Source organism: Pseudomonas argentinensis (assembly GCF_001839655.2).
Lineage (GTDB): Bacteria > Pseudomonadota > Gammaproteobacteria > Pseudomonadales > Pseudomonadaceae > Aquipseudomonas > Aquipseudomonas argentinensis_B.
In genome coordinates this window covers 3,256,724-3,281,573 of the sequence record NZ_CP056087.1, presented here as the reverse complement: position 1 = coordinate 3,281,573, position 24,850 = coordinate 3,256,724, and the positions used below count along the sequence as shown (strand labels likewise).

At 62.7% G+C, this 24,850-nt stretch carries 20 protein-coding genes; 8 read left to right on the top strand and 12 right to left on the bottom strand.

What is annotated here, in order from left to right; translation table 11 throughout:
• Positions 1-196: 196 nt before the first annotated feature.
• The 7 genes from SA190iCDA_RS14535 to SA190iCDA_RS14505 form a co-directional block, all read right to left on the bottom strand.
• The gene (locus SA190iCDA_RS14535; protein ID WP_070887486.1) at positions 197-1,045 is read right to left on the bottom strand and encodes an N-acetylmuramidase domain-containing protein; all 849 of its coding nucleotides are present in this window, start codon (positions 1,043-1,045) and stop codon (positions 197-199) included.
• Positions 1,042-1,356 carry a phage holin, lambda family gene (locus SA190iCDA_RS14530; RefSeq protein WP_027908730.1) on the bottom strand — a complete coding sequence of 105 codons (315 nt, stop codon included), beginning with the start codon at positions 1,354-1,356 and terminating at the stop codon, positions 1,042-1,044. The genes SA190iCDA_RS14535 and SA190iCDA_RS14530 overlap by 4 nt, the downstream gene beginning before the upstream one ends.
• A 30-nt stretch (positions 1,357-1,386) precedes the next feature.
• A complete protein-coding gene (locus SA190iCDA_RS14525) occupies positions 1,387-1,593 on the bottom strand; it encodes a tail protein X (protein ID WP_070887485.1) in 207 nt (68 codons plus the stop codon).
• Positions 1,593-2,054 (bottom strand): head completion/stabilization protein, encoded by a 462-nt coding sequence (locus SA190iCDA_RS14520; protein ID WP_070887484.1) that lies wholly within the window; start codon positions 2,052-2,054, stop codon positions 1,593-1,595. Before SA190iCDA_RS14520 ends, SA190iCDA_RS14525 begins: the two co-directional genes overlap by 1 nt.
• A gap of 101 nt (positions 2,055-2,155) precedes the next feature.
• Complete coding sequence (gpM, locus tag SA190iCDA_RS14515) at positions 2,156-2,866, bottom strand: phage terminase small subunit (RefSeq protein ID WP_070887483.1); 711 nt, start codon at positions 2,864-2,866, stop codon at positions 2,156-2,158.
• Positions 2,867-2,871: 5 nt separating this feature from the next.
• Positions 2,872-3,891 (bottom strand): phage major capsid protein, P2 family, encoded by a 1,020-nt coding sequence (locus SA190iCDA_RS14510; RefSeq protein WP_070887482.1) that lies wholly within the window; start codon positions 3,889-3,891, stop codon positions 2,872-2,874.
• 42 nt (positions 3,892-3,933) lie between these two features.
• Positions 3,934-4,776 carry a GPO family capsid scaffolding protein gene (locus tag SA190iCDA_RS14505; RefSeq protein ID WP_070887481.1) on the bottom strand — a complete coding sequence of 281 codons (843 nt, stop codon included), beginning with the start codon at positions 4,774-4,776 and terminating at the stop codon, positions 3,934-3,936.
• Positions 4,777-4,933: 157 nt separating this feature from the next.
• Between SA190iCDA_RS14505 and SA190iCDA_RS14500 the strand changes: the two genes are divergently transcribed.
• The 8 genes from SA190iCDA_RS14500 (at position 4,934) to SA190iCDA_RS14465 (ending at position 17,251) form a co-directional block, all read left to right on the top strand.
• Positions 4,934-6,694, top strand: a complete 1,761-nt coding sequence (locus SA190iCDA_RS14500; protein ID WP_070887480.1) for a terminase ATPase subunit family protein — start codon at positions 4,934-4,936, stop codon at positions 6,692-6,694.
• A complete protein-coding gene (locus SA190iCDA_RS14495; protein WP_070887479.1) occupies positions 6,694-7,725 on the top strand; it encodes a phage portal protein in 1,032 nt (343 codons plus the stop codon). The genes SA190iCDA_RS14500 and SA190iCDA_RS14495 overlap by 1 nt, the downstream gene beginning before the upstream one ends.
• 1,061 nt (positions 7,726-8,786) lie before the next feature.
• Positions 8,787-10,097 (top strand): trigger factor, encoded by a 1,311-nt coding sequence (tig, locus tag SA190iCDA_RS14490; RefSeq protein ID WP_070887478.1) that lies wholly within the window; start codon positions 8,787-8,789, stop codon positions 10,095-10,097.
• A 94-nt stretch (positions 10,098-10,191) separates the two neighbouring features.
• The gene (gene clpP, locus SA190iCDA_RS14485; protein ID WP_070887516.1) at positions 10,192-10,833 is read left to right on the top strand and encodes an ATP-dependent Clp endopeptidase proteolytic subunit ClpP; all 642 of its coding nucleotides are present in this window, start codon (positions 10,192-10,194) and stop codon (positions 10,831-10,833) included.
• Positions 10,834-10,941: 108 nt separating this feature from the next.
• Positions 10,942-12,222: an ATP-dependent Clp protease ATP-binding subunit ClpX gene (clpX, locus tag SA190iCDA_RS14480; RefSeq protein ID WP_070887477.1), complete on the top strand. Its 1,281-nt coding sequence runs from the start codon at positions 10,942-10,944 to the stop codon at positions 12,220-12,222.
• Positions 12,223-12,372: 150 nt separating this feature from the next.
• On the top strand, positions 12,373-14,769 hold the full coding sequence (gene lon / locus SA190iCDA_RS14475; protein ID WP_070887476.1) for an endopeptidase La: 2,397 nt from the start codon (positions 12,373-12,375) through the stop codon (positions 14,767-14,769).
• Positions 14,770-14,904: 135 nt separating this feature from the next.
• The gene (hupB, locus tag SA190iCDA_RS14470) at positions 14,905-15,177 is read left to right on the top strand and encodes a nucleoid-associated protein HU-beta (RefSeq protein WP_003239952.1); all 273 of its coding nucleotides are present in this window, start codon (positions 14,905-14,907) and stop codon (positions 15,175-15,177) included.
• 217 nt (positions 15,178-15,394) lie between these two features.
• A complete protein-coding gene (locus tag SA190iCDA_RS14465; protein WP_070887475.1) occupies positions 15,395-17,251 on the top strand; it encodes a SurA N-terminal domain-containing protein in 1,857 nt (618 codons plus the stop codon).
• A gap of 143 nt (positions 17,252-17,394) precedes the next feature.
• On the opposite strand, the gene SA190iCDA_RS14460 is transcribed toward SA190iCDA_RS14465, so the two are convergent.
• From SA190iCDA_RS14460 to SA190iCDA_RS14440, 5 genes are read right to left on the bottom strand one after another with little or no spacing between them, the layout of a single operon-like run.
• Positions 17,395-19,014: an ABC transporter ATP-binding protein gene (locus tag SA190iCDA_RS14460; protein WP_070887474.1), complete on the bottom strand. Its 1,620-nt coding sequence runs from the start codon at positions 19,012-19,014 to the stop codon at positions 17,395-17,397.
• Position 19,015: 1 nt separating this feature from the next.
• A complete protein-coding gene (locus SA190iCDA_RS14455; RefSeq protein WP_070887473.1) occupies positions 19,016-20,035 on the bottom strand; it encodes an ABC transporter permease in 1,020 nt (339 codons plus the stop codon).
• Positions 20,036-20,038: 3 nt separating this feature from the next.
• Complete coding sequence (locus SA190iCDA_RS14450; RefSeq protein ID WP_070887472.1) at positions 20,039-21,124, bottom strand: microcin C ABC transporter permease YejB; 1,086 nt, start codon at positions 21,122-21,124, stop codon at positions 20,039-20,041.
• On the bottom strand, positions 21,125-22,975 hold the full coding sequence (locus tag SA190iCDA_RS14445; RefSeq protein WP_070887471.1) for an extracellular solute-binding protein: 1,851 nt from the start codon (positions 22,973-22,975) through the stop codon (positions 21,125-21,127).
• A complete protein-coding gene (locus SA190iCDA_RS14440) occupies positions 22,972-24,804 on the bottom strand; it encodes an extracellular solute-binding protein (RefSeq protein WP_070887470.1) in 1,833 nt (610 codons plus the stop codon). Before SA190iCDA_RS14440 ends, SA190iCDA_RS14445 begins: the two co-directional genes overlap by 4 nt.
• Positions 24,805-24,850: the final 46 nt, after the last annotated feature.

Below are 24,850 nucleotides of genomic sequence, written 5' to 3'. Positions count from 1 at the left end.
CGCTGGGCGGCGATATCGGCGCCCAGTGTGATGATGGTTTGGGCCTGGCGGGCGCTGCGCTGTTCAAGGGCGGTGATGCGCTCGGCGTCGACCTCGGCGCGAGCCTGGGCGGCTTGGCTCTGCTGGTAGCTGCCCCAGATGAGCAACGCGGTGGCCAGCAGCAGGGCGAGGCCGTAGGCGGCCTGGCGCAGGGTGCTCACGCGGCCGCCTGTTGGCCGCAGCCACAGCCGGCATGGCGCTCATAGGCGCGCTGCAGCTTCACGTCGTAGAGGTTGCGGGCGTAGTTGGGGCCGTTGTAGCGCTTGGCGAAGTCGGCCCATTTGCGCGCCTTCAGCGCCTTATGCAATACGGGATCGACCTCGATGAATGCCACGAAGGCGTTGAACTGGGCGTTTTCGTCCTGGGCCATGGCGACGGCGAAGGCCTGGACGGAGGGGTAGCCCAGGCTGGTGGCGTGGAAGCCCATGATCTGGAAGGCGCCCCAACTGGCCGATTCGAGCGCGGCTGTGTCGTCGAGCTGGCGCGCCTGGGCCAAGCGCTGGTGCTCGGCCACGCCGCCGGCGTAACCGCCGGGGCGGACGTTGACCAGGTTGGGGAATTCCGTAGCGAGCAGATCGGCGCGGGCCTTGAGCTTGGCGGCGACCTGATCAGAGGTGCGCGGGGTGCTCAATTGGCGATGCATGATGTGCCGCTCGAACAGGATGGCGGGCTTGCCGTTGGCCAGGAAGCCAGCGCCGGCGGACTCCACTTCGTTGACGGCATAGACGCAGGCCAGCTCTACGCCAAGGCGTTTGGCAGCAGCCACCAGGGTGGCGTTGCTGAGCAGCTTGGAACAGTCGGCGCCGGCGAGGGCGGCCAGGGTTTTCGGGCCGGCTGCGCCATCGACCACCAGGCCAACCTTGAGCTGGAAGGCGCGTACTGCGGCCTCGGTCTTGTCGCCGAATTCGCCGTCCGGGTAGAGCGTGTAGCCGCGGGCGACCAGTGAGCGCTGCAACTGCTGGACGGCCTGGGAGCGATCGCCGTGGCGAAGGGTGGGCTGGGTCATGGGGTGTCTACCTTGCGTTGGGCGATGCGTTGCAGCAGTGCGCGGATGGAGTCCGCGCCCAGCAGGCCGATGACGCCGCCGAAGAAGGGGGCGGCTTCCAGGGGGATGCCGATCAGCGACAGGCCGTTACTGGCCGCCAGGGTGATGAGCCCGCAGATGAAGCCCTCGCCCAGGGCGCGGCGCAGGCTGCCACCGGTGTAGATGAGGCGGGCGGCGGCCAGTGCCGCAGAGAGCAGCGCGGCGTATACCAGCGGGTGGTGGCTTTCGAGCCAGGCCAGGAGAAAGGCCCAGGTTTCCGGTCGGTCAGGCATTTTCATGGTTCCTTTGCCCTGTAGTTACGGTCAGTCCCATAGGGTTACCGCCTGCTGCTCGGGCTGCGGGGCGGCCTCGGGCAGGGTGACGGGGTGGCCTTGTGGAAGGTTGGGGCCCAGGTCGGCGAGACCGGGGTTTGCCTCGAGCACGGCCTCGACGACGCCGGCGGTGCGGCCGTAGTGCCGCCAGCAGAGGGCGTCGAGGGTTTCGTTCTGGTGGGCGCGGAGGGTGGCCATCACAGCAGCTCGACGGTGGTGCGGCTGATGCCGAGCAGATCGCGAATGGCGAAGCGGCTGTCGCGGCGGTAGTCGTCGACGGTGGGTTCTTCTTCCTCGGCCTTGGCGGCGCCGCTGTTGGTGGCGTCGAAGCTGCGGTAGCGCTCTGCTACCTCGGCGCTGGCGGCGCTGTAGACGGCGCGCTGGTAGAGAATGGTGAGGACGCTGCGCTCGGCGATCTTGTCGGCGGGTACGGCGTCCAGGTGAGTGTGCCCCTCGGCCTGGTACCGCAGCTTGCGGGTGCTGAGTTCGCGGTTGACGCTGATCATGGCCGCCACCACGGCGGTTTCCAGGCGGCCATTGGTGACGCTGCTGGCGATGCGCTGGGCGTCGCGCAGGTCGGCAAGGTCGATGTCCGGCCAGAAGCCGTCGTTGGTGAGTGTGAGCGGCGCTGCAACGCCACCCGCTATGAATGCGCTCATGGTCAGGGCCTCAAGTCGGCGGTGGTCGGGGTTTCACAGGGCAGGGAAGGAGACACCCTGTCTGATTCACCCCGAGCCGCCGGGCGCGTGGGGACGCTCGGTTAGCCGGTGGTGCCGGCGTGTTTCTTCAGGAGGCGCTCGACGCGCTCCAGATCCTTTTTGCCGCCGCAGTTGGTGTGCAGCTCGATGGCGCGGGCCAGATCCTGCTTGGCCATGAGCAGCAGGGGCAGGGCGTCGACCGCGTCGGCGTCGTCCGGTACCAGGGCAGATGCCGCCTTGCCGATGGCCAGGTGGAGTTTGGCGCGGGCTTCGTCGGGCATGTCTTCGTTGGCGGTAGCCGCCTCGGTGCGCAGCAGCAGCTCCAGATCAAACGAGCCGCTGGCCTTCTGCTGCTTGATGGCGACGTTGGCGATTTCCTCGGCGACGACGCAGCCCAGCGAGCGCTCGAAGCTGTCGGGCATGGTGAGGTTGTAGGGCAACGCGTATTCGGCGATGGCCAGGGCGCCGGCGTAGTCGCCCACGTCGATGCGCCACAGCATGATGGTAGTGAGCACGTCGTCCTGGGCGCCCTTGCCAGCGCTGAGCACGCCTTCGACGTAGGGGGCGTAGTCCGGCAGGAGCTTGCGCTTGGTGTCGGCCTTGCCTTCCTGGCTTTGGATCTTCTTGAGTTGCTGTTTGTGCTGGTGCAGCTGGGCTTGCATCAGCTCGTACGCGGTGGCGCCTTCCATGGTCAGGGCTGGGCCGAGCACCGCGGCTGCCTCGATGGCAGCCGTGGCCTGCTGGAAGTGGCGCTTGGCAGGGCTCAGTGCCATGGCGATCAGGCCTCCAGCAGTTCGATGTTTTCGATCAGGCAGCCGAGGCCGTAGTCCTCGACGACGTAATCGTCGTTGCTGGACTCGAAGTTCTCGATGCGGTTCTTGCTCGGGTTTTCCTGGACGTGGCGGCGGCGACCGCTGATCTGCCAGTAGATGGCGAGGTTTTCCAGGCTGGTGATGAGCATGGCGCCGTCCGGCACATGCGGTACTTCGACCGGTTGCTTACCGCCCATGCGCTTCTGGGAAATGATCATGTCGGTGGCCAGCTTCTCGGTGGCGGCCTGTTCCTTGTTGATCAGCGGGAAGTACTTGTCGTGCACCAGGTTGCTGCCGAGGATCACGACCAGACCGGTGTCCTTGCGGTGCCACGGGTCAATGAGGTTCGCCACGGCGTCGAACACAAGGGCGTCCAGGTTGTTGTAGTCAGCGGTTTCACCAGTGCCGATCACGACCTTGTTTGCAGCCTTGCCGCCCTTCATCACGCGCTGCGGTGCGTTGTTACGGTACTTCTGCAGCCAGCCGATGTTCACGTCTTGCAGCAGCGGGTTGGTGGCGCGGTTGGTGGTTGCGGCGGCACTGGTGCCGTTGAAGCCGATCATGATGCGGTCGAGGGCCTGACGCTTGAGGATGGCGTCACGCAGACGGGCCTGGAAGTCGGGGAACTTGGCCCAGGCGTCCAGCTGCGCATAGCGCACGGCGGTGTCGAAATCGGTGTGACGGCATTCGTAACCGTCCTTGCTCAGATCGGATACGTCGCGCGGTACACGCACGCCGTCACCGGTGGTGTCGGTACGGCCGGCGATGGTGCTGCTGACGCCCAGGCCGACCTTTTCGCCCTTGAGTTCGTCGACGCCGGGCATGCCGATGCGGCTGAGGAATTCGCTGGATTCCTGCATACGGGTTTCCAGACGCTGCTGGACGGTTGGATCTACAGCAAAAGTCTTGGTCGGGTCGCTGACGCCGCTCAGCTTGGCCAGCTGGTTCAGGTAGGCGTCGAAGTGTTGGCGAGTATCGTTGCGCATTGGTTTCTCCGGTGTTCCGTGGGTGTGGCTTGTCCGTGGGGATCAGCAGTCGGTGAGGGTGGCGCCATCACCACCGGTGACCGGGGGGCGCGGTTTGTGGGAGTGCTCTTGGGTGTCGCCCAGCTTCTTGAGCAGGTCGGCGAATTCGCCGGCCAGCTTGGTGTGGTCGGCCTGGAGCTTTTCGTGGGCGGACTTCACGGTGGCAAAGGCTTCGGCCTGTTTGGCGCCGTGCTCGGCCAGGTCGCCGATCATTTCGCCCAGCTCTGCGAAGTGGGCGGCGTCCTTGCCTTCCTTGTCCTTGCTCAGTTTCAGCAGGTCGGCCATGCGGCCTTTCAGGGCGGCGAACATGCTGGGGGTGTCGTCGATTTCTTCGAAGTCGAGGGCGGTTTCGGCCGCAGCGGTGAACAGGTTCTCGGCGTGCTGCTTGCGGCCGGCCAAGGTGCCGTGTTGGGCGCTGAAACTGAGCGCCTCGGTACCCAGGCTGGCCGGGGTGTCGGTTACGGCCAGGCCGACCAGGTACGCCTTGCCGGTGTCGGCAAACTCAGGCTGCACCTCGATGGAGGTGTAGATCTTCTGGCCCTTTTTGTTGAGTGCGAGCAGTGCTTCGTTGGGCTCCAGCTGGGCGAACAGGCCGAGCTTCTTCTCGCCGTTGAGTTCGACTTCTTCAGCCTTCAGCGCCACCACGTCGCCATAGGCGCCGAACTCACTGCCCGGAAAGTACGACTTGATGTGCTCGCAGTTGATGCGTGCGCCGTAGGTGTTGCGGCTGTACTGGGCAGCCATCTGCTCGATCCATTTGCGCTCGATCTTGCGGCCGTCGGTGGTGGCGCCTTCGGTGGCGATGCGGGTCCATTTGGAACGGAATTTTTTGGCGGTGGCGGACATGCTTGGGAATCCTCGGTGCGGGTCGCTGGTGGCGGGTTTCGCGTTGAGGGCATGGTCGGCAGTGGGCGAGGCGGCGGCAACGACGTGAGGTTGTAGAGCGGCGCGCTACAACGCCCGCCGGTAGGGGCTTACGCGCGCGGGCGGCAGCATCGGCGCCATGAACACTACCGCCCCCTACCAGCCGACCACCGACTCCCGCCGCCAGGCCAAATTCCTGTACTGGACGGGTTGGCGCATCACCGATATCGCCGACTACCTGGGCGAGAAGGAAAAGACCGTCCACAGCTGGAAGACCAGGGACGAATGGGACAGGGCCGATAACGTCGAGCGTATCGGCGGGGCGCTGGAAGCGCGGCTGGTGCAGCTGATCCTGAAAGAGGGGAAGACGGGCGGCGATTTCAAGGAAATCGATCTGCTGCACCGGCAACTGGAGCGGCAAGCGCGCATCCAACGCTTCCAGGATGGCGGCACCGAGGGCGAGCTCAACCCGAACCTAGCCAAGCGCAACGAAGGACCAAAAAAACAGGCGGTTCGCAACGAGCTGAGCGAAGAGCAGATCGAGACGCTGGTCGAGGCGTTCAAGGATGGGTGCTTCGATTACCAGCTCGACTGGTACCGCGCTGGCAACCAGCGCACGCGGATGTTGCTCAAGTCGCGTCAGATCGGCGCCACGTATTACTTCGCGCGGGAGGCCCTGATCGACGCGATCACCACCGGGCGTAACCAGATCTTCCTATCGGCCAGCAAGGCGCAGGCGCACCAGTTCAAGAACTACATGCAGTCGTTCATGAACGAGGTGTTGGGGGTGAAGCTGACGGGCGACCCCATCGTGCTGTGGAACAACGCCGAGCTGCACTTCCTGGGTACGAACTTTCGCACCGCTCAGGGACGCAGCGGCAATTTCTACTTCGACGAATTCTTCTGGGTGCACGGCTTCGAGGAAATCAACAAGGTCGCCTCGGGCATGGCGCTGCATAAGCACTGGCGCAAGACGTACTTCTCGACGCCATCGAGCATGGCCCACCCGGCGTATATCTACTGGACCGGCGAGCGGCACAACAAGGGCAAGCCTACGGCGCAGCACCTGAACATCGATGTGAGCCACGATGCCCTGCAGCAGGGCCGGCGGTGCGATGACGGGATCTGGCGGCAGATCGTGACCATTCTGGATGCGGAGTCGCGAGGGTGCGATCTGTTCGACCTGGAAGAGCTGCGCCTCGAGTACGACGCCCAGGCCTTCGAAAACCTGTTGATGTGCCAGTTCGTGAACGACGGCGACAGCATCTTCCCGCTTCAGATGCTGCAGCCTTGCATGGTCGACAGCTGGGAGGTGTGGGAGGACTACAAGCCGTTCGCGCCGCGGCCGCTGGGCGAGCGCCAGGTATGGGTGGGCTACGACCCGGCCGAGAACGGCGACACGGCCGGCCTGGTGGTGGTGGCGCCGCCGCTCGTGCCGGGCGGCAAGTTTCGCTTGGTCGAAAAGCATCAGTTCCGCGGCATGGATTTCGAAGCCCAGGCGCGAACAATCCAGCAGGTCACCCAGCGCTACTGGGTGACCTATATCGGCATCGACACCACAGGCATGGGCGCTGGCGTCGCGCAGCTGGTGAAGCAGTTCTTCCCAGGCCTGCGCACCTTCAGCTACAGCCCGGAAGTGAAAACCCGCCTGGTGATGAAGGCCTGGGACGTGATTCGCAAAGGGCGCTTCGAGTTCGACGCCGGCTGGACGGACGTCGCGCAGGCGCTGATGGCCATCCGCAAGACCATGACGCCCAGTGGGCGCCAATTCACCTACACGGCCGGGCGCAGTGATGCGACCGGGCATGCCGACCTGGCGTGGGCGCTGTTCCACGCATTGATCAATGAGCCGCTGGAAGGGCAGACCACCAGCAACACGGCCATCATGGAGTTCAGCTGATGAGCGATAACCAAGGGGCGCAGGCCCAGCAATTGAGTGGCCAGGGCGCGCGCGCTGAGGCGTTCACGTTCGGAGACCCGGTGCCGGTGCTCGATGGCCGGGAGATCCTGGATTACCTGGAATGCTGGGCCAATGGGCGATGGTATGAGCCGCCGATGTCGCTGGACGGCTTGGCCCGGTCGACCAGGGCGAGCGTCTACCTGCAGTCGGGCCTTAATTTCCGTCGCAACATGCTGGTGCGCACCTTCAAGCCGCACCGGCTGTTGAGCCGCCAGGCGTTCGAGCAGTTCGCCACGGACTGGGGCACCTTCGGCAACGCCTACCTGGAGAAGCACGACAATATGCTGCGCAGCACGCTGGGGCTGCGGCCGGTGCTGGCCAAGTACATGCGGCGCGGTACCGACCTGGACCAGTACTACCAGGTGCGCGGCTGGAAGGATGAGCACGAGTTCCGGCGCGGCACGGTGTGCCATGTGCGCGAGGCCGACATCAACCAGGAAATCTACGGGCTGCCCGAGTGGCTGGCGGCGCTTCAGAGCGCGCTGCTGAATGAGTCGGCCACGCTGTTCCGACGCAAGTACTACCAGAACGGGTCGCACGCGGGCTTCATCCTGTACATGACGGATGCGGTGCAGGACGAGTCGTTCGTCACCGATCTGCGCCAGGCCATGAAGGACAGCAAGGGCCCGGGCAATTTCCGCAACCTGTTCATGTACGCGCCAGGTGGTAAGAAAGAGGGCATCCAGTTGATTCCGATCAGCGAGGTGTCAGCCAAGGACGACTTCGCGGCGATCAAGAACATCAGCCGTGACGACCTGCTGGCGGCCCTGCGCATTCCGCCGCAACTGATGGGCATCGTGCCGCAGAACGCCGGCGGGTTCGGCTCGATCAGGGATGCCGCCGAGGTGTGGGCGATGAACGAACTGGAGCCGATTCAGGCCAGGCTGCTGCAGGTGAATGAGTGGCTGGGGGAGGAGGTGGTGCGGTTCGACGAGTTCCAGTTGCCGGTGACGGCTGCCGGTACCAGCTGACACCGCTCAGCCACGCAACGAGTGAACCGCCTTAGGGCGGTTTTTTTGTGCCTGGGCGGCTTAGAAAAGGTGCGCCTGAATGAATGAAGTGCCCCACTGAAGCATGCCATATCGGGGGGGGTTGTAGTCCATCTGAATCGGGCTGAAAGCCACGGAATACGGGGCTTTCGGGAATTTCGCAACGCGCCGGGGCAGCGGTGCTGAGGTGGTCGCGGGCCGGCCAGGTGGCAGGGAGGTCGGACGAGGCCGGGGGGGCAGCCAGGGGCAGCAGCACCTGGCGCGCGCAGTCGTCCCCCCACCACACCTGGGCGCTAAACATGTCGCTTTTTCTGCATGCCTGCACCAGTCGCTGAGCGGCACGGCTGTTGGGCTGCCTTGGAGGATGCGGATGGGGAATTACCTGCAGAACCCTGCACCAAGCTAATAAAAAGGAAGCCTCGAAGCTCATTTCAGGAGCGGTGTCGGAAAAAGGTAATAACGGTCAGGAGGGGGTTGAGCAGGGGTGCAGGCCGCGTGGTTGCTGGGTTTCAGTCATTACCTTCGAAGGTAATTTAGGGTAAGGGCAAAAGTAATAAATTCCTATCTTCATGTTTTTAAAGGAATTTTTATTTTCCTCAAATTACGCCCTAGATGGGTAATCCGCTTACCTAAAAATTACCAAATTATTACCTTTAAGAAATCACGCTAAGCTATTGATCTGATTGGTTTTCAAGGTGGTAAATCCAAAAAATTACCAAAATTACCTAAAAATGAGGGCTGAACTGAAAATTTGGTTGACCCGGCCTGGAGCGCCTTTTAAAGTGCCGCTCCCCTTCGTTCTTGGGAACGACTTGGGAACAAATTCAGGCTCACGCTCTGAGCGAGAGCCAGAGAGAATGCGGGTTACACGTGTGGTGGGAGGGGCTGCGATGAGTTCGAGTCTCTCCGTCCGCACCATCTTTACGCCCCTCCCGTTTGCCACCTGCATCTAGGGTGACTTCTGCAAGACCTCCCTCTAGAATGCATGCCCTTGAATGGGGCCGGTAAGCGGCCGGCATACGTCTGTGCAACGAGGAATATCCATGCAAGTTTCTGTTGAAAGCACTTCCGCTCTCGAGCGCCGCATGAGCATCACTGTGCCGGCCGAGCGCATCGAGACCCAGGTCAACAAGCGTCTGCAGCAGACTGCCCAGAAAGCCAAGATCCCTGGTTTCCGTCCCGGCAAGGTGCCGATGAGCGTGATTCGCCAGCGCTTCGAAGCCGACGCGCGCCAGGAAGCGGTAGGCGACGTCATCCAGTCTTCCTTCTATGAGGCGGTGGCCGAACAGAAACTCGCACCTGCCGGCCAGCCTTCGGTCGAGCCGAAAGTGCTGGAGAAGGGCAAGGACCTGGAGTTCGTCGCGACCTTCGAAGTGTTCCCGGAAATCAAGGTCAGCGGCCTCGAAGGCATCGCCATCGAGCGTCAGCAGGCTGAAGTGGCCGACTCCGACGTCGACAACATGCTGGACATCCTGCGCAAGCAGAACACCCGTTTCGAAGCCGTGGACCGCGCTGCCGAGAAAGACGACCAGCTGAACATCGATTTCGTCGGCAAGATCGACGGTGAGGCCTTCGCGGGTGGTTCCGCCACCGGCACTCAGCTGGTGCTGGGCTCCGGCCGCATGATCCCGGGCTTCGAAGATGCCCTGATCGGCGCCAAGGCCGGTGAAGAGCGGGTGATCAACCCGACCTTCCCCGAGGACTACCAGAACCTCGACCTGGCCGGCAAAACCGCCGAGTTCACCGTCAAGGTCAACAGCGTTTCCGCCCCGCAACTGCCGGAGCTGAACGACGAGTTCTTCGCCCTGTTCGGTATCAAGGAAGGTGGTCTGGAAGGTTTCCGCGCCGAAGTTCGCAAGAACATGGAGCGTGAACTGCGTCAGGCCATCAAGTCCAAGATCAAGAACCAGGTCATGGAAGGCCTGCTGGCCGCCAACCCGGTCGAAGTGCCGAAAGCATTGATCGCCAACGAAGTGAACAACCTGCGCGTGCAGGCCGTTCAGCAGTTCGGTGGCAACATCAAGCCCGACCAACTGCCGGCCGAGCTGTTCGAAGAGCAAGCCAAGCGCCGCGTATCCCTCGGCCTGATCGTTGCCGAAGTGGTCAAGCAGTTCGAACTCAAGCCCGACGACGCCCGCGTACGTGAGCTGATCCAGGAAATGGCCTCGGCCTACCAGGAGCCGGAGCAGGTCGTGGCGTGGTACTACAAGAACGACCAGCAACTGAACGAAGTGCGTTCGGTTGTACTGGAAGAGCAAGTTGTAGATACTGTTTTGCAGAAGGCCAATGTGACTGACAAATCGGTCTCTTACGAAGAAGCAGTCAAGCCGGCAGAAGCTCCACAAGCCGCCTGATTTCTTCGCCTCGTTCGAGAACACCATAAGCCAGCCTCAGTGCTGGCTTATGCGTATTCGAGACATGACTTTTATTAGGGAGCGAATGCTGGAAATGTCGCACAATCCTTTCATGCAGCAAATGTCCGATATCCAGGCCGCTGGCGGTCTGGTTCCCATGGTCGTCGAGCAGTCCGCTCGTGGCGAGCGCGCCTATGACATCTATTCGCGCCTGCTCAAGGAGCGCGTGATCTTCCTGATCGGCCCGGTCGAAGACTACATGGCCAATCTGGTGGCCGCGCAGCTGCTGTTTCTCGAAGCCGAGAACCCGGACAAGGACATCCACCTGTACATCAACTCGCCAGGCGGTTCGGTAACCGCCGGCATGTCGATCTACGACACCATGCAGTTCATCAAGCCGGACGTATCGACCACCTGTATCGGTCAGGCGTGCAGCATGGGTGCGCTGCTGCTGGCTGGCGGCGCCGCGGGCAAGCGTTACTGCCTGCCGCATTCGCGCATGATGATCCATCAGCCGCTGGGCGGCTTCCAGGGCCAGGCCTCGGACATCGAGATCCATGCCAAGGAAATCCTGTTCATTCGCGAGCGCCTGAACCAGGTCCTGGCCAACCACACCGGCCAGCCGATCGAAGTGATCGCCCGTGACACCGACCGTGACCGCTTCATGAGCGGTGAAGAAGCGGTCAACTACGGCTTGATCGACAAGGTACACAGCCGTCGCGAGCAAATCGGCTGAAGCGTGACGCCGCAGGCCGACGATAGTCGGTCTGCGGCACATCGGGCTTGAAAATGCCCCGGTTTGGCTCCATCTTGTGTTTTAAGCCTACGGTATTGGATTGATCGAATGACTGACACCCGCAACGGCGAGGACAACGGCAAGCTGCTTTATTGCTCCTTCTGCGGCAAAAGCCAGCATGAAGTACGCAAATTGATTGCTGGCCCCTCGGTATTTATCTGCGACGAGTGCGTCGACCTGTGCAACGACATCATCCGCGAGGAGGTGCAGGAAGCCCAGGCCGAGAGCAGCGCGCACAAGCTGCCGGCTCCCAAGGAGATCAGCGCGATCCTCGATCAGTACGTGATCGGGCAGGAGCGCGCCAAGAAGATTCTGGCGGTCGCGGTCTACAACCATTACAAGCGCCTCAACCAGCGCGAGAAGAAGGATGACGTCGAGCTCGGCAAGAGCAACATCCTGCTGCTCGGCCCGACCGGTTCGGGCAAGACGCTGCTGGCTGAAACCCTGGCGCGCCTGCTCAACGTTCCGTTCACCATCGCCGATGCGACCACCCTTACCGAGGCTGGCTATGTGGGTGAGGACGTCGAGAACATCATCCAGAAGCTGCTGCAGAAGTGCGACTACGACGTCGAGAAGGCCCAGATGGGTATCGTCTACATCGACGAAATCGACAAGATTTCCCGCAAGTCCGACAATCCGTCGATCACCCGTGACGTATCGGGCGAGGGCGTGCAGCAGGCCTTGCTGAAGCTGATCGAAGGCACCGTTGCCTCGGTGCCGCCCCAGGGCGGTCGCAAGCATCCGCAGCAGGAGTTCCTGCAGGTCGACACGCGCAATATCCTGTTCATCTGCGGTGGCGCCTTCGCGGGCATCGAGAAGGTGATCCAGGGGCGCTCGACCAAGGGTGGCATCGGCTTCAGCGCCGAGGTGCGTACCAAGGACGTCGAGAAGAAGATCGGCGAGTCGCTGCGTGAAATCGAGCCGGACGATCTGGTCAAGTTCGGCCTGATTCCCGAGTTCGTGGGCCGCCTGCCGGTCATCGCCACGCTGGAGGAGCTCGACGAGGCTGCACTGGTGCAGATTCTCACCGAGCCGAAGAACGCGCTGACCAAGCAATACGGTAAGCTGTTCGAGATGGAAGGGGTGGACCTCGAGTTCCGTCCCGACGCACTCAAGGCCGTTGCGCTCAAGGCTCTGGAGCGCAAGACCGGCGCCCGTGGTCTACGCTCGATCCTGGAAGGCGTGCTGCTCGACACCATGTACGACATTCCGTCGCAAACGGATGTCAGCAAGGTGGTCATCGATGAAAGCGTGATCGACGGCAGCTCCAAGCCGCTGCTGATCTACGAGAACAGCGAGCCGCCTGCCAAGGTGGCGCCTGACGCGTAACGCGTTCGTCATACGTTGTAAGCAAGGGGCCTGCGGGCCCCTTTGCTTTTACAGCCGGCAACGCTTGTTTTTTCGTGGGGCTACCCCCATCTTAGGGTCAAGGGTAATCCCACCGTTTACGGCCGCAAGGCCGCCGTAGAGCTCAAAATCATGAAGACAACCATCGAATTGCCTCTCCTGCCTTTGCGCGATGTCGTGGTCTATCCGCACATGGTCATCCCGCTTTTCGTAGGCCGTGAGAAATCCATCGAAGCGCTCGAAGCGGCGATGAATGGCGAAAAGCAGATCCTGCTGCTCGCCCAGAAAGATCCCGCGGACGATGAACCGAGTGAAGAAGGGCTCTACCGAGTCGGCACCGTCGCCACCGTGCTGCAGCTGCTCAAGTTGCCCGACGGCACCGTCAAGGTGCTGGTCGAGGGCGAGCAACGTGGCGAGATCGAGCAGTTCATCGAAGCCGATGGCTACAGCGCCGCCGAAGTGCAGCTGCTCGACGAGGTCGAAGCCCCCGAGCGCGAGAGCGAGGTGTTCACCCGCAGCCTGCTCAGCCAGTTCGAGCAGTACGTGCAACTGGGCAAGAAGGTGCCGGCCGAGGTGCTTTCCTCGCTCAACAGCATCGATGAGCCCAGCCGCCTGGTCGATACCATGGCCGCGCACATGGTGCTGAAGATCGAGCAGAAGCAGGAAATCCTCGAGATCGTCGACCTGCCGACCCGGGTCGAGCACGTACTGGCCCTGCTGGACGCGGAGATCGACCTGCTGCAGGTCGAGAAGCGCATTCGTGGTCGCGTCAAGAAGCAGATGGAACGCAGCCAGCGCGAGTACTACCTGAATGAGCAGATGAAGGCCATTCAGAAAGAGCTCGGCGACAGCGAGGAGGGCCATAACGAGCTCGATGAGCTCAAGCGCCGCATCGAGAATGCCGGGCTCACCAAGGAAGCCTATGGCAAGGCCCAGGCCGAGCTGAACAAGCTCAAGCAGATGTCGCCGATGTCCGCCGAAGCTACCGTGGTGCGCTCCTACATCGACTGGCTGGTGAACGTGCCGTGGAAGGCGCAGAGCAAGGTGCGCCTGGACCTGGCGCGCGCCGAGAACATCCTCGATGCCGATCACTACGGCCTCGAGGAGGTCAAGGAGCGCATCCTCGAGTACCTCGCCGTGCAGAAGCGCGTGAAGAAGCTCAAGGGCCCGGTTCTGTGCCTGGTCGGCCCGCCTGGCGTGGGCAAGACCTCGCTGGCCGAATCCATCGCCAGCGCCACCAATCGCAAGTTCGTGCGCATGGCCCTGGGCGGTGTGCGTGACGAAGCGGAAATCCGCGGCCATCGCCGTACCTACATCGGCTCCATGCCGGGTCGCCTGATTCAGAAGATGACCAAGGTCGGCGTGCGCAATCCCCTGTTCCTGCTCGACGAAATCGACAAGATGGGCCAGGACATGCGCGGCGATCCGGCCTCGGCGCTGCTCGAGGTACTCGACCCGGAGCAGAACCACAACTTCAACGATCACTATCTGGAAGTCGACTACGACCTGTCCGATGTGATGTTCCTGTGCACCGCCAACTCCATGAACATTCCAGCCGCGCTGCTGGACCGCATGGAAGTGATTCGCCTGCCGGGTTACACCGAAGACGAGAAGGTCAATATCGCCACCAAATACCTCGCGCCAAAGCAGATTCAGGCCAACGGCTTGAAGAAGACCGAGCTGGAATTCGAGGAAGCGGCGATCCGTGACATCATTCGTTACTACACGCGTGAGGCGGGCGTACGCAGCCTCGAGCGGCAGATCGCCAAGGTTTGCCGGCGTGCGGTGAAGAAGCACGCCAAGGAAAAACGCTTCCATGTCGTGGTCACCGCCGACTCGCTCGAGGATTTCCTGGGCGTGCGCAAGCACCGCTACGGTCTGGCCGAACAGCAGGATCAGATCGGCCAGGTGACTGGGCTGGCCTGGACCCAGGTGGGCGGCGAATTGCTGACCATCGAGGCTGCCGTGGTGCCCGGCAAGGGCAATCTGATCAAGACCGGCTCGCTGGGCGATGTCATGGTCGAATCGATCACGGCCGCGCAGACCGTGGTCCGCAGCCGTGCCCAGAGCCTTGGCGTGGCGCCGGATTTCTACGAGAAACGCGACATCCACATCCACATGCCCGAGGGCGCCACGCCCAAGGATGGCCCGAGTGCCGGTGTGGGCATGTGCACCGCCCTGGTGTCGGCATTGACGCAGATTCCGGTGCGCGCCGATGTCGCCATGACCGGGGAAATCACCCTGCGCGGTCAGGTACTGGCCATTGGCGGCCTGAAGGAAAAACTGCTGGCGGCTCATCGGGGTGGAATCAAAACCGTGATCATTCCCCAAGAGAATGTTCGCGATCTCAAGGAAATTCCCGAGAACATCAAGCAGGACCTGCAGATTAAACCGGTTAAATGGATTGACGAGGTCCTGCAAATTGCGCTGCAATACGCGCCGGAGCCCTTGCCAGACGCGGCTCCGGAGTTGGTTGCAAAGGATGAAAAACGCGAGTCTGATTCCAAGGAGCGAATCAGCACGCATTAGCCGGATGCCTTCCTTGACACTTTTTTGGAGCCCTTGATATAAAGCGGCTCTTACCGTGTCGGCAGGCCATCCAGCACCCGATTCGCTTCCATTAAAATCAAGAAACAACCTAAACCGAAATTAAGGGGACTTAGAGTGAACAAGTCGGAACTGATCGATGCCATCGCCGCATCTGCTGATATCCCGAAAGCTGTTGCTGGCCGTGCGCTGGACGCAGTGATTGAATCCGTTACTGGCGCTCTGAAGGCTGGTGATTCCGTTGTACTGGTTGGTTTCGGTACTTTCGCTGTCAAAGAGCGTGCTGCTCGCACTGGCCGCAACCCGCAGACTGGCAAGCCGATCAGCATCGCCGCTGCCAAGATCCCAGGTTTCAAAGCTGGTAAAGCACTGAAAGACGCCGTCAACTAAGCGTCTTCGGGCCTTTGCCCGCCGGGTCGGCTAATCCCGGCTCGGTTGTGGGGCGGCAATAAGACCATGCGGTCTGTCACGCCGGGGATTGTAAAGTCGTGATCCCGATCCGCTTCGCACGTTACGAGAAGGCGCATCCCAGGATGCGCCTTTCTTCTATCCGGATTTTACCCACGCTGCGCGGCCATTTTTAGTACGTGGCCGTTCTGGGGGAAGCATGCTGCAAAATATCAGGGACAATTCACAGGGTTGGATTGCCAAAACCATCATCGGCCTGATCGTCGTTCTCATGGCGTTGACGGGCGTTGACGCGATCATCACCGGCACCGGCAATAGCCAGAACGCCGCCGACGTGAATGGCGAGAAGATCAGCCAGAACGAGCTCAACCAGGCTGTGGAGATGCAGCGCCGCCAGTTGCTGCAGCAACTGGGCAAGGAATTCGACCCGGCCATGCTCGATGAGCGTCTGCTGCGCGATGCCTCCCTCAAGGGGTTGATCGAGCGTTCGCTGCTGTTGCAGGGCGCCAAGGACTCCAAGTTCGCCTTTTCCCAAGCCGCGCTCGACCAGGTGATCGTGCAGACGCCCGAATTCCAGGTGGAGGGGCGCTTCAATGCCGACCGCTTCGACCAGGTGATTCGTCAGCTTGGCTACACCCGCATGCAGTTCCGCCAGATGCTCGAGCAGGAAATGCTGATCGGCCAACTGCGCGCCGGTATCTCCGGTAGCGGCTTCGTCACCGATGAAGAAGTGGCGGCCTTCGCGCGCCTCGAGAAGCAGACCCGTGATTTCGCGACCCGCACCATCAAGGCGGATCCTGCCGCGGTGAAGGTCAGCGATGATGACGTGAAGGCTTACTACGATGCCCAGCAGTCTCAGTTCATGAGCCCGGAGCAGGTGGTCATCGAGTACGTCGAACTGAAGAAGGACGCCTTCTTCTCGCAGGTTGCCGTCGGCGACGACGAAATGAAAGCTGCCTACGAGTCGGAAATCGCCAACCTGGCCGAACAGCGCCAGGCCGCTCACATTCTGATCGAGGTGGGCGGCGACGTCAGCGACGAGCAGGCCAAGGCCAGGATCGAAGAGGTCCAGAAGCGCCTGCAGGGCGGAGAAGACTTCGCTGCCCTGGCCAAGGAGTTCTCCCAGGATCCGGGCTCGGCCAGCGAAGGCGGTGACCTGGGCTATGCGGGCAAGGGCGTTTACGACCCGGCCTTCGAGGATGCCCTGTACGCGCTGAAGCAGGATGAAGTGTCGGCACCGGTGCGCACCGAGTTCGGCTGGCACCTGATCAAGCTGCTCGGCGTCCAGGCCCCTGAAGTGCCGTCGTTCGACAGCCTGAAGGAAAAGCTCGAGACCGACCTCAAGGCGCAACGCGTCGAGCAGCGTTTCGTGGAAGCTACCAAGCAGCTCGAAGACGCCGCCTTCGAATCCTCGGACCTGGCGCAACCCGCCCAGGAACTGGGCCTGAAAGTGCAGACCAGCGAGCCGTTCGGTCGCCAGGGTGGTGAAGGCATTGCCGCCAACCGTCAGGTTCTGCAAGCCGCTTTCAGCCAGGAAGTGCTGGAAGATGGCAGCAACAGCAGCGCCATCGAACTCGACCCGAATACCTTGGTGGTCATCCGCGTCAAGGAACACCGCAAGCCGCAACAGCTGGAGCTCGACCAGGTAAGCGACAGCATTCGTGCCCAGCTGACCAAGACCCGCGCTAGTGAGGCCGCCAAGGCTGCTGGCGAGCAGATGGTCGCCGAGCTGCGTGATGGCAAGGTGGAGGGAGGCGCCGAGTGGCAGGTCGTCGAGGCCGCCACGCGCAACCAGGACGGCGTCGATCCGGCCGTGCTGCAGGCGCTGTTCCGCATGCCCAAGCCGACCGGCGAGAAGTCCGAGTTCAGCGGCATTGCGCTGGCCAACGGTGACTTCGTGGTGATTCGCCTGAAGGGTGTCAGCGAGCCGGAGCAGGCCCTGAGCGACGAGGAGAAGGCCATGTACCGTCGCTTCCTCGCTTCGCGCAGTGGCCAGGAGGACTTCGCCGCCTACCGCAAGCTGCTGGAAAGCAAGGCGGACATCGAGCGCTATTAAGGCCCGTATCCGCTGCAACGACAAAGGCCCCGATTTCGGGGCCTTTGTGCATCTGCAGAGTTTTCAGGGTTCAGCCTGACGGCGATCCCGTTGGCGCCGTGTTGAACCTGCGCCGACTTTGCGCCGCAGGCTCAGGCACCGGTTCAGGCTGTTTCAGGTTTCACGGTGGTCAGAAATGCCGCCTCCAGAAGCTGCTGGGTATAGGGGTGCTGCGGCGCCTGGAAGATCTGCCTGGCGTCGCCCTGCTCGACGACCTGGCCCTGTTTCACCACCATCAATTGATGGCTGATCGCGCGAACCACCGCCAGGTCATGGCTGATGAACAGGTAGCTCAGGTTGTACTTGGCCTGCAGCGAGCGCAGCAGGTCGACCACCTGGCGCTGCACGGTGCGGTCCAGGGCCGAGGTCGGCTCGTCGAGCAGGATCAGCGCCGGCTTGAGCACCAGGGCACGGGCGATAGCGATGCGCTGACGCTGTCCACCGGAGAACTCGTGGGGGTAACGATGGCGGCTTTGCGGATCAAGGCCGACTTCCTGCAGCGCATCGATGATCGCCTGCTCCTGCTCGGCCGCGGTGCCGATGCGATGGATGCGCAGCCCTTCACCGACGATCATGCCCACCGTCATGCGCGGGCTGAGGCTGCCGAAGGGGTCCTGGAAGACCACCTGCATTTCCCGGCGTAGCGGGCGCACGTCACCCTGGGACAGGCCGTCCAGGTGGTGCTCGCCGAAGCGGATGCGACCCTGACTGCCGATCAGACGCAGGATCGCCAGGCCCAGGGTCGATTTCCCCGAGCCGCTCTCGCCCACGATGCCAAGGGTCTGGCCACGTTGCAGGCTGAAGTTGATGCCGTCCACGGCTTTGACGTGATCGACCGTGCGGCGCAGCAACCCTTTCTTGATCGGGAACCAGACCCGCAGGTCCTCCACGGCCAGCAGCGTCTGCGCGTCGTCGCTGGCGACCGGGTCGCCGTCCGGCTCGGCGGCCAGCAGCTCGCAGGTGTAGGGGTGCTGCGGCGCGGTGAACAGCGTTTCGCAATCCGCCTGCTCGACCAGCTCGCCGTTCTGCATCACGCACACGCGTTGGGCGATACGGCGTACCAGCTTGAGGTCATGGGTGATGATCAGCATGGCCATGCCCAGGCGCGCCTGCAGGTCCTTGAGCAGTTCGAGAATCTTCAGCTGTACGGTCACGTCCAGCGCGGTGGTCGGCTCGTCGGCGATCAGCAGCTCCGGCTCGTTGGCCAGGGCCATGGCGATCATCACCCGCTGGCGTTGGCCGCCCGACAGCTCATGGGGCAGGGCCTTGAGGCGCTTGTGCGGTTCCGGAATGCCGACCAGCTCCAGCAGCTCCAGGGTGCGCTGGGTAGCGGCCTTGCCGCGCAGGCCCTTGTGCAGGGCGAGTACCTCATTGATCTGTTTTTCGATGCTGTGCAGCGGGTTCAGCGAGGTCATCGGCTCCTGGAACACCATGGCGATGCGGTTGCCGCGGATGCCACGCAGTTTGCGCTCGGGCAGTTTGAGCAAGTCGTCGCCGCCATAGTTGATACTGCCACTGGGATGCTGGGCCAGGGGGTAGGGCAGCAGGCGCAGGACCGAGTGGGCGGTCACCGACTTGCCGGAGCCGCTTTCACCGACCAGCGCCAGGGTCTCGCCTCGGCGAATGTCGAAGCTGATGTGGTTGACCACGCTGCGGCTGCTGCCGCCGTTGACGAAGGCGACGGAGAGGTCGCGGATTTCGACGAGGTTATCGGGGTGGCTCATCTTATTTCCTCGGATCGAACGCATCGCGAGCCGCTTCGCCGATAAATACCAGCAGGCTCAACATGATGGCCAGTACGGCGAAGGCACTGATGCCCAGCCAGGGCGCCTGCAGGTTGGACTTGCCCTGGGCGACCAGCTCGCCGAGCGACGGCGCGCCGGCCGGCAGGCCGAAGCCCAGGAAGTCCAGGGCGGTGAGGGTGCCGATGGCGCCGGTGACGATGAACGGCAGGAAGGTCATGGTCGAGACCATGGCATTGGGCAGGATATGGCGGAACATGATCGCCCCGTTGCGCATGCCCAGCGCCCGGGCTGCGCGCACGTATTCGAGGTTGCGACCACGCAGGAACTCGGCGCGCACCACGTCTACCAGGCTCATCCAGGAGAACAGCAGCATCAGGCCGAGCAGCCACCAGAAGTTGGGCTGCACGAAGCTGGCCAGAATGATCAGCAGGTAGAGCACCGGCAAGCCTGACCAGACCTCCAGGAAGCGCTGCCCGGCCAGGTCCACCCAGCCGCCGTAGAAACCCTGCAGGGCACCGGCGGCAACGCCGATCACCGAGCTGGCCAGGGTCAGCGCCAGGGCGAACAGCACGGAAATCCGAAAGCCATAGATGACCCGGGCCAGCACGTCGCGGCCCTGGTCGTCGGTGCCCAGCCAGTTGGCTGCCGAGGGCGGCGCGGGGGCGGGCACCTTGAGGTCGTAGTTGATGCTCGAATAGCTGAAGGGGATCGGCGGCCAGACCATCCAGCCATCCTTCTGCTCGATCAGCTCCTGGATATACGGGCTCTTGTAGTTGGCCTGCAGCGGAAATTCACCGCCAAAGGTGGTCTCCGGGTAGCGCTTGAGCACCGGAAAGTACAGTTCGCCGTCATAGCTGACCACCAGCGGCTTGTCGTTGGCGATCAGCTCGGCGCCCAGGGTCACGAAGAACAGCGCGAGAAAGATCCACAGCGACCACCAGCCGCGCTTGTGGGCCTTGAAACGCTCGAAACGACGTTGATTGAGCGGGGAAAGTGCCATGGCTCAGGCCTCCCGGCTTTCGAAGTCGATGCGCGGATCGACCAGGGTGTAGGTGATGTCACCGATCAGTTTCACGACCAGTCCCAGCAAGGTGAAGATGAACAGGGTGCCGAAGACCACCGGGTAATCGCGGTTGATCGCCGCCTCGAAACTCAGCAGGCCCAGGCCGTCGAGGGAGAAAATCACCTCGATGAGCAGGGATCCGGTGAAGAAGATGCCGATGAAGGCGGCCGGGAAACCGGCGATGATCAGCAGCATGGCGTTACGGAACACGTGGCCGTAGAGCACCCGGGCATTACTCAGGCCCTTGGCCCTGGCGGTGGTCACGTACTGCTTGTTGATCTCGTCGAGAAAGCTGTTCTTGGTCAGCAGGGTAAGGGTGGCGAAGTTGCCGATCACCAGGGCGGTGACCGGCAGGGCCAGGTGCCAGAAGTAGTCGAGGATCTTGCCGCTCAGGCTCAGCTCCTCGAAGTTGCTGGACGTCAGGCCGCGCAGCGGGAAGAAGTCCCAGTAGCTGCCGCCGGCGAACAACACGATCAGCAGGATGGCGAACAGGAACGCGGGAATGGCGTAACCCACGATGATCGCCGAGCTGGTCCACACGTCGAAGGCGCTGCCGTGTCGGGTGGCCTTGGCAATACCCAGCGGGATGGACACCAGGTACATGATCAGCGTGCTCCATAACCCCAGGGAAATGGACACCGGCATCTTTTCCATGATCAGGTCGATGACCTTGGCGTCGCGAAAGAAGCTGTCGCCGAAGTCCAGCCTGGCGTAGTTCTTGATCATGATCCAGAAGCGTTCGGGGGCCGACTTGTCGAAGCCGTACATCTTCTCGATCTCGGCGATCAGCTCCGGATCCAGGCCCTGGGCGCCGCGGTAGTTGGAGCCGGCGGTGGACACTTCGCCGCCGCCGCCGGAGATGCGCCCCGTGGCGCCACCGGCGGCCGCGTCGAAGCCCTCGAGCTTGGCGATCATCTGTTCTACCGGGCCGCCGGGCGCGGCCTGAATGATCGCGAAGTTGATGACCAGGATGCCGAACACGGTCGGGATGATCAGCAGCAGGCGCCGCAGGATATAGGCGAGCATCTAGCGTTCTTCCTGCTCGGTGGTGGACGCATCGTCGCGGCTGATCACTTCGCCGATCGGCTTTTCCTGCCACCAGGTCATCAGGCCGTAGTCGTAGAGCGGCGATTTCTCCGGATGGCCGAAGCGCTTCCAGTAGGCGACGCGATAGGCATCCACGTAATAGTTGGGCACCACGTAGTGGCCCCACAGCAGCACCCGATCCAGGGCGCGGGTGTGGGTGATCAGCGACTCACGGGAATCGGCCTGAATCAGCCCCTCGACCAGCTTGTCGATCGCCGGGTCACGCAGGCCGATGAGGTTGCGGCTGCCCGGGTTGTCGGCGCTGCTCGAATGCCAGAATTCACGCTGCTCGTTGCCGGGCGAGCTGGATTGCGGCCAGATCGACGAGGTCATGTCGAAGTCCCGCGAACGCAGGCGGTTCATGTACTGGGAAACGTCGACACGGCGAATCTGCAGGTCGATGCCCAGCTCGGCCAGGTTGCGCTTGAACGGCAGGATCACCCGTTCCAGGTTGGCCTGGGTGTTGAGGAACTCGAACGCCAGCGGGTTGCCATTGGCATCGACCATCTTGTCGTTCTCGATCCGGTAGCCGGCCTCGGTGAGCAGCTGATAGGCGCGGCGCGCCTGGTCGCGAATGATGCCACTGCCGTCGCTGACCGGCGGTGCGAAGGCCTCGGTGAACACGCGATCGGGAATCTGCCCGCGCAGCGGCTCCAAAAGCTTCAGCTCGGCCGGGCTGGGCAGGCCTCGGGCGGCCATTTCCGAGTTCTCGAAGTAGCTGTGGGTACGCTTGTAGGCGCCGTAGAACAGCTGCTTGTTGGCCCATTCGAAATCGAACAGCTGGGCGATCGCCTCACGCACCCGTGGGTCCTGGAACATCGGCTTGCGGGTATTGAATACGAAACCCTGCATGCCGGCCGGGTTGCGGTTGGGAAAGGCTTCCTGGACAAAGCGGCCGGCGCGCAGCGCCGGCGAGTTGTAGCCGGTGGCCCAGTCCTTCGCCGAGTACTCGAGGTTGACGTCGAACTGGCCGGCCTTGAAGGCCTCTAGGGCCACGGCCATGTCGCGAAAGTACTCGATGCGGATTTCGTCGAAGTTGTACATCCCGCGGGCCACCGGCAGGTCCTTGGCCCACCAGTCCTTCACGCGTTCGAAGCGGATGGAACTGTTCGGTGAGAAGTTGGCGATGCGGTAGGGGCCACTGCCCAGCGGCGGCTCCAGGCTGCCCCGGGAAAAATCACGGTCAGCCCACCAGTGCTTGGGCAGCACCTGCAGCTGGCCGAGGATCAGCGGCAGCTCGCGGTTGCCGGCATGCTTGAAGTCGAAGCGCACGGTGCGCGGATTCTCGGCGACCACCTCGGCCACGTCGGCGTAATAGTGCCGGTACAGCGGGTCGCCATGTTCGAGCAAGGTGTTGAAGGTGAAGATCACGTCCTCGGCGGTGACCGGTTCGCCGTCATGAAAGCGTGCCTTGGGGTTGAGATAGAAGCGCACGTAACTGTCGTCGGCGCCTTTCTCGACCTTTTCGGCGAGCAGGCCGTATTCGGTGAAGGGCTCATCCGGCGAATGGTAGGTGAGGGTGTCGTAGATCAGGCCGATGCGGTCGGCCGGGTTGCCCTTGGGAATGAACGGGTTGAAGCTGTCGAAGCCGTTGAGGCCAGGCAGACGCAGCACGCCCCCCTTGGGCGCATCCGGGTTCACGTAATCGAAGTGCTTGAAGTTGGCCGGGTATTTCGGCGCCTCGCCGTACAGTGTCAGCGCGTGTTGCGGGGCGGCCCCGGCGAAGCTGGCGAGGCCGAGCAGCAGCAGGGCGCTGCCATGCATGAGAAATGAACGCAGTGGGCGCGTCATTGGGTGGTCTCCGTGGGTTTCAGCCACCAGCTGCGCAGCCCCAGCGTGTAGGGCGGCGTGGCGACGAAGGCAAAGCGGTTGCGGTACGCCAGGCGGTGATAGTCGATGTACCAGTTGGGAATGGTGTAGTACTGCCAGAGCATCACCCGATCCAGGGCGCGGGTCGCGGCCACCTGTTCGTCTCGGGTTCGGGCGGCGAGCAGCTTTTCGAGCAGGGCGTCGACGACCGGATCCTTGATGCCGGCGTAATTCTTGCCCCCCTTCACGCTGGCCTGGCTGGAGTGGAAGTACAGGGATTGCTCCAGGCCAGGGCTGAGGGTTTGCGGCAGGGTCAGCAGGATCATGTCGAACTCGAAGCGATCCAGGCGCTGTTTGTATTGGGCGCGATCCACGGTTCTCAAGTTGGCCTGGATGCCGATGCTGGCCAGGTTCTCGGTGAATGGCTGGAGAATGCGCTCCAGGTTGGGATTGACCAGCAGTATCTCGAAACGCAGCGGGTGGCCCTTGGCGTTGGTGAGCCGCTGGCCGGAAGGTTTGAAGCCTGCCTCGGCAAGTAGACCGAGCGCGCGGCGCATGGTTTCCCGGGGAATGCCACGGCCGTCGGTCACCGGCATGGTGAAGGGCTCGGTGAATAGCCTGGCCGGCAACTGTCCGCGAAACGGCGACAGCAGCAGCCACTCGGCGCCTTCGGGTTTGCCCCTGGCGGAAAACTCGCTGTTCGGGTAATAGCTGGCAGCGCGGGTGTAGGCGCTGTTGAACAGGGTGCGGTTGGTCCACTCGAAATCGAACATCAGGCCCAGGGCTTCGCGCACGCGTGCATCCTCGAAGGTGGCGCGGCGGGTGTTCATGAACAGCGCCTGGGTCTGGGTGGGAATCTGGTGGGGGATTTCCGCCCGCACCACGTCGCCGCGGCTTACCGCCGGAAAGCGGTAGTTGTTGGCCCAGTTCTTTGCCTGCTGTTCGATATAGAAGTCGAATTCGCCGGCCTTGAAGGCCTCGAAGGCGACATGGCTGTCGCGGTAGAAGTCCACCTCGACCCGGTCGACGTTGTATTTGCCGCGGTTGACCGGCAAGGACGCGCCCCACCAGTCCTCCACCCGCTCGAAGGTCAGGCTGCGCCCCGGATTGACCCGGGTGATGCGGTAGGGGCCGCTGCCCAGCGGCGGTTCGAAGGTGGTGGCCTTGAAGTCGCGGTCTTTCCAGTAGTGCTGGGGCAACACCGGCAGCTCGCCGAGGCGCAGGATCAGCAACGGATTGTTGGCCCGCTTGAGCACGAAGCGCACGCGATGGCGGTTGAGGATATCGACCCGTTTCACTTCCTGCAGGCTGGTGCGGTACTGCGGGTGGCCTTCCTTGCGCAGCAATCGGTAGGAAAACGCCACGTCATAGGCGGTGATGGGCTTGCCATCGTGGAAGCGCGCCTCCGGGCGCAGGTTGAACACCACCCAGCTGCGGTCTTCGCTGTATTCCACGGAGTGGGCGATCAGCCCGTAGCTGGAGGCCGGCTCGTCACCGGACGGATCGTACAGCCCGGTGCCCACCATCAGCGGCTCGTTCAGCTCGGTCACGCCGTATTGAAGAAAGTTGGCGGTGGCCACCGGGCTGGTGCCCTTCAGGGTGTAGGGGTTGAGCGTGTCGAAGCTGCCCGCGGCCATGATGCGCAAGGTGCCGCCCTTGGGGGCTTCGGGGTTGACCCAGTCGAAGTGGGTGAAACTGGCGGGATACTTGAGTGCGCCGAACTGCGCATAGCCATGGCTTTCGCTGAGCGTTGCCCAGGCCGGGAAGCTGGTGGCCAGGCCAAAAAACAGCGAGAGGAGAGGGCGTCTCAAGAGCAATATCCGGTTCCGGGGCAGCAAGGTTTCCGTACAGTAACAG

What these genes read in the sequence shown, in the direction of transcription:
- SA190iCDA_RS14535 (WP_070887486.1), bottom strand. Translation starts at nt 1,045, where the DNA reads ATGACCCAGCCCACCCTTCGCCACGGCGATCGCTCCCAGGCCGTCCAG.
- SA190iCDA_RS14530 (WP_027908730.1), bottom strand. Translation starts at nt 1,356, where the DNA reads ATGCCTGACCGACCGGAAACCTGGGCCTTTCTCCTGGCCTGGCTCGAA.
- SA190iCDA_RS14525 (WP_070887485.1), bottom strand. Translation starts at nt 1,593, where the DNA reads ATGGCCACCCTCCGCGCCCACCAGAACGAAACCCTCGACGCCCTCTGC.
- SA190iCDA_RS14520 (WP_070887484.1), bottom strand. Translation starts at nt 2,054, where the DNA reads ATGAGCGCATTCATAGCGGGTGGCGTTGCAGCGCCGCTCACACTCACC.
- gpM (WP_070887483.1), bottom strand. Translation starts at nt 2,866, where the DNA reads ATGGCACTGAGCCCTGCCAAGCGCCACTTCCAGCAGGCCACGGCTGCC.
- SA190iCDA_RS14510 (WP_070887482.1), bottom strand. Translation starts at nt 3,891, where the DNA reads ATGCGCAACGATACTCGCCAACACTTCGACGCCTACCTGAACCAGCTG.
- SA190iCDA_RS14505 (WP_070887481.1), bottom strand. Translation starts at nt 4,776, where the DNA reads ATGTCCGCCACCGCCAAAAAATTCCGTTCCAAATGGACCCGCATCGCC.
- SA190iCDA_RS14500 (WP_070887480.1), top strand. Translation starts at nt 4,934, where the DNA reads ATGAACACTACCGCCCCCTACCAGCCGACCACCGACTCCCGCCGCCAG.
- SA190iCDA_RS14495 (WP_070887479.1), top strand. Translation starts at nt 6,694, where the DNA reads ATGAGCGATAACCAAGGGGCGCAGGCCCAGCAATTGAGTGGCCAGGGC.
- tig (WP_070887478.1), top strand. Translation starts at nt 8,787, where the DNA reads ATGCAAGTTTCTGTTGAAAGCACTTCCGCTCTCGAGCGCCGCATGAGC.
- clpP (WP_070887516.1), top strand. Translation starts at nt 10,192, where the DNA reads ATGTCGCACAATCCTTTCATGCAGCAAATGTCCGATATCCAGGCCGCT.
- clpX (WP_070887477.1), top strand. Translation starts at nt 10,942, where the DNA reads ATGACTGACACCCGCAACGGCGAGGACAACGGCAAGCTGCTTTATTGC.
- lon (WP_070887476.1), top strand. Translation starts at nt 12,373, where the DNA reads ATGAAGACAACCATCGAATTGCCTCTCCTGCCTTTGCGCGATGTCGTG.
- SA190iCDA_RS14465 (WP_070887475.1), top strand. Translation starts at nt 15,395, where the DNA reads ATGCTGCAAAATATCAGGGACAATTCACAGGGTTGGATTGCCAAAACC.
- SA190iCDA_RS14460 (WP_070887474.1), bottom strand. Translation starts at nt 19,014, where the DNA reads ATGAGCCACCCCGATAACCTCGTCGAAATCCGCGACCTCTCCGTCGCC.
- SA190iCDA_RS14455 (WP_070887473.1), bottom strand. Translation starts at nt 20,035, where the DNA reads ATGGCACTTTCCCCGCTCAATCAACGTCGTTTCGAGCGTTTCAAGGCC.
- SA190iCDA_RS14450 (WP_070887472.1), bottom strand. Translation starts at nt 21,124, where the DNA reads ATGCTCGCCTATATCCTGCGGCGCCTGCTGCTGATCATCCCGACCGTG.
- SA190iCDA_RS14445 (WP_070887471.1), bottom strand. Translation starts at nt 22,975, where the DNA reads ATGACGCGCCCACTGCGTTCATTTCTCATGCATGGCAGCGCCCTGCTG.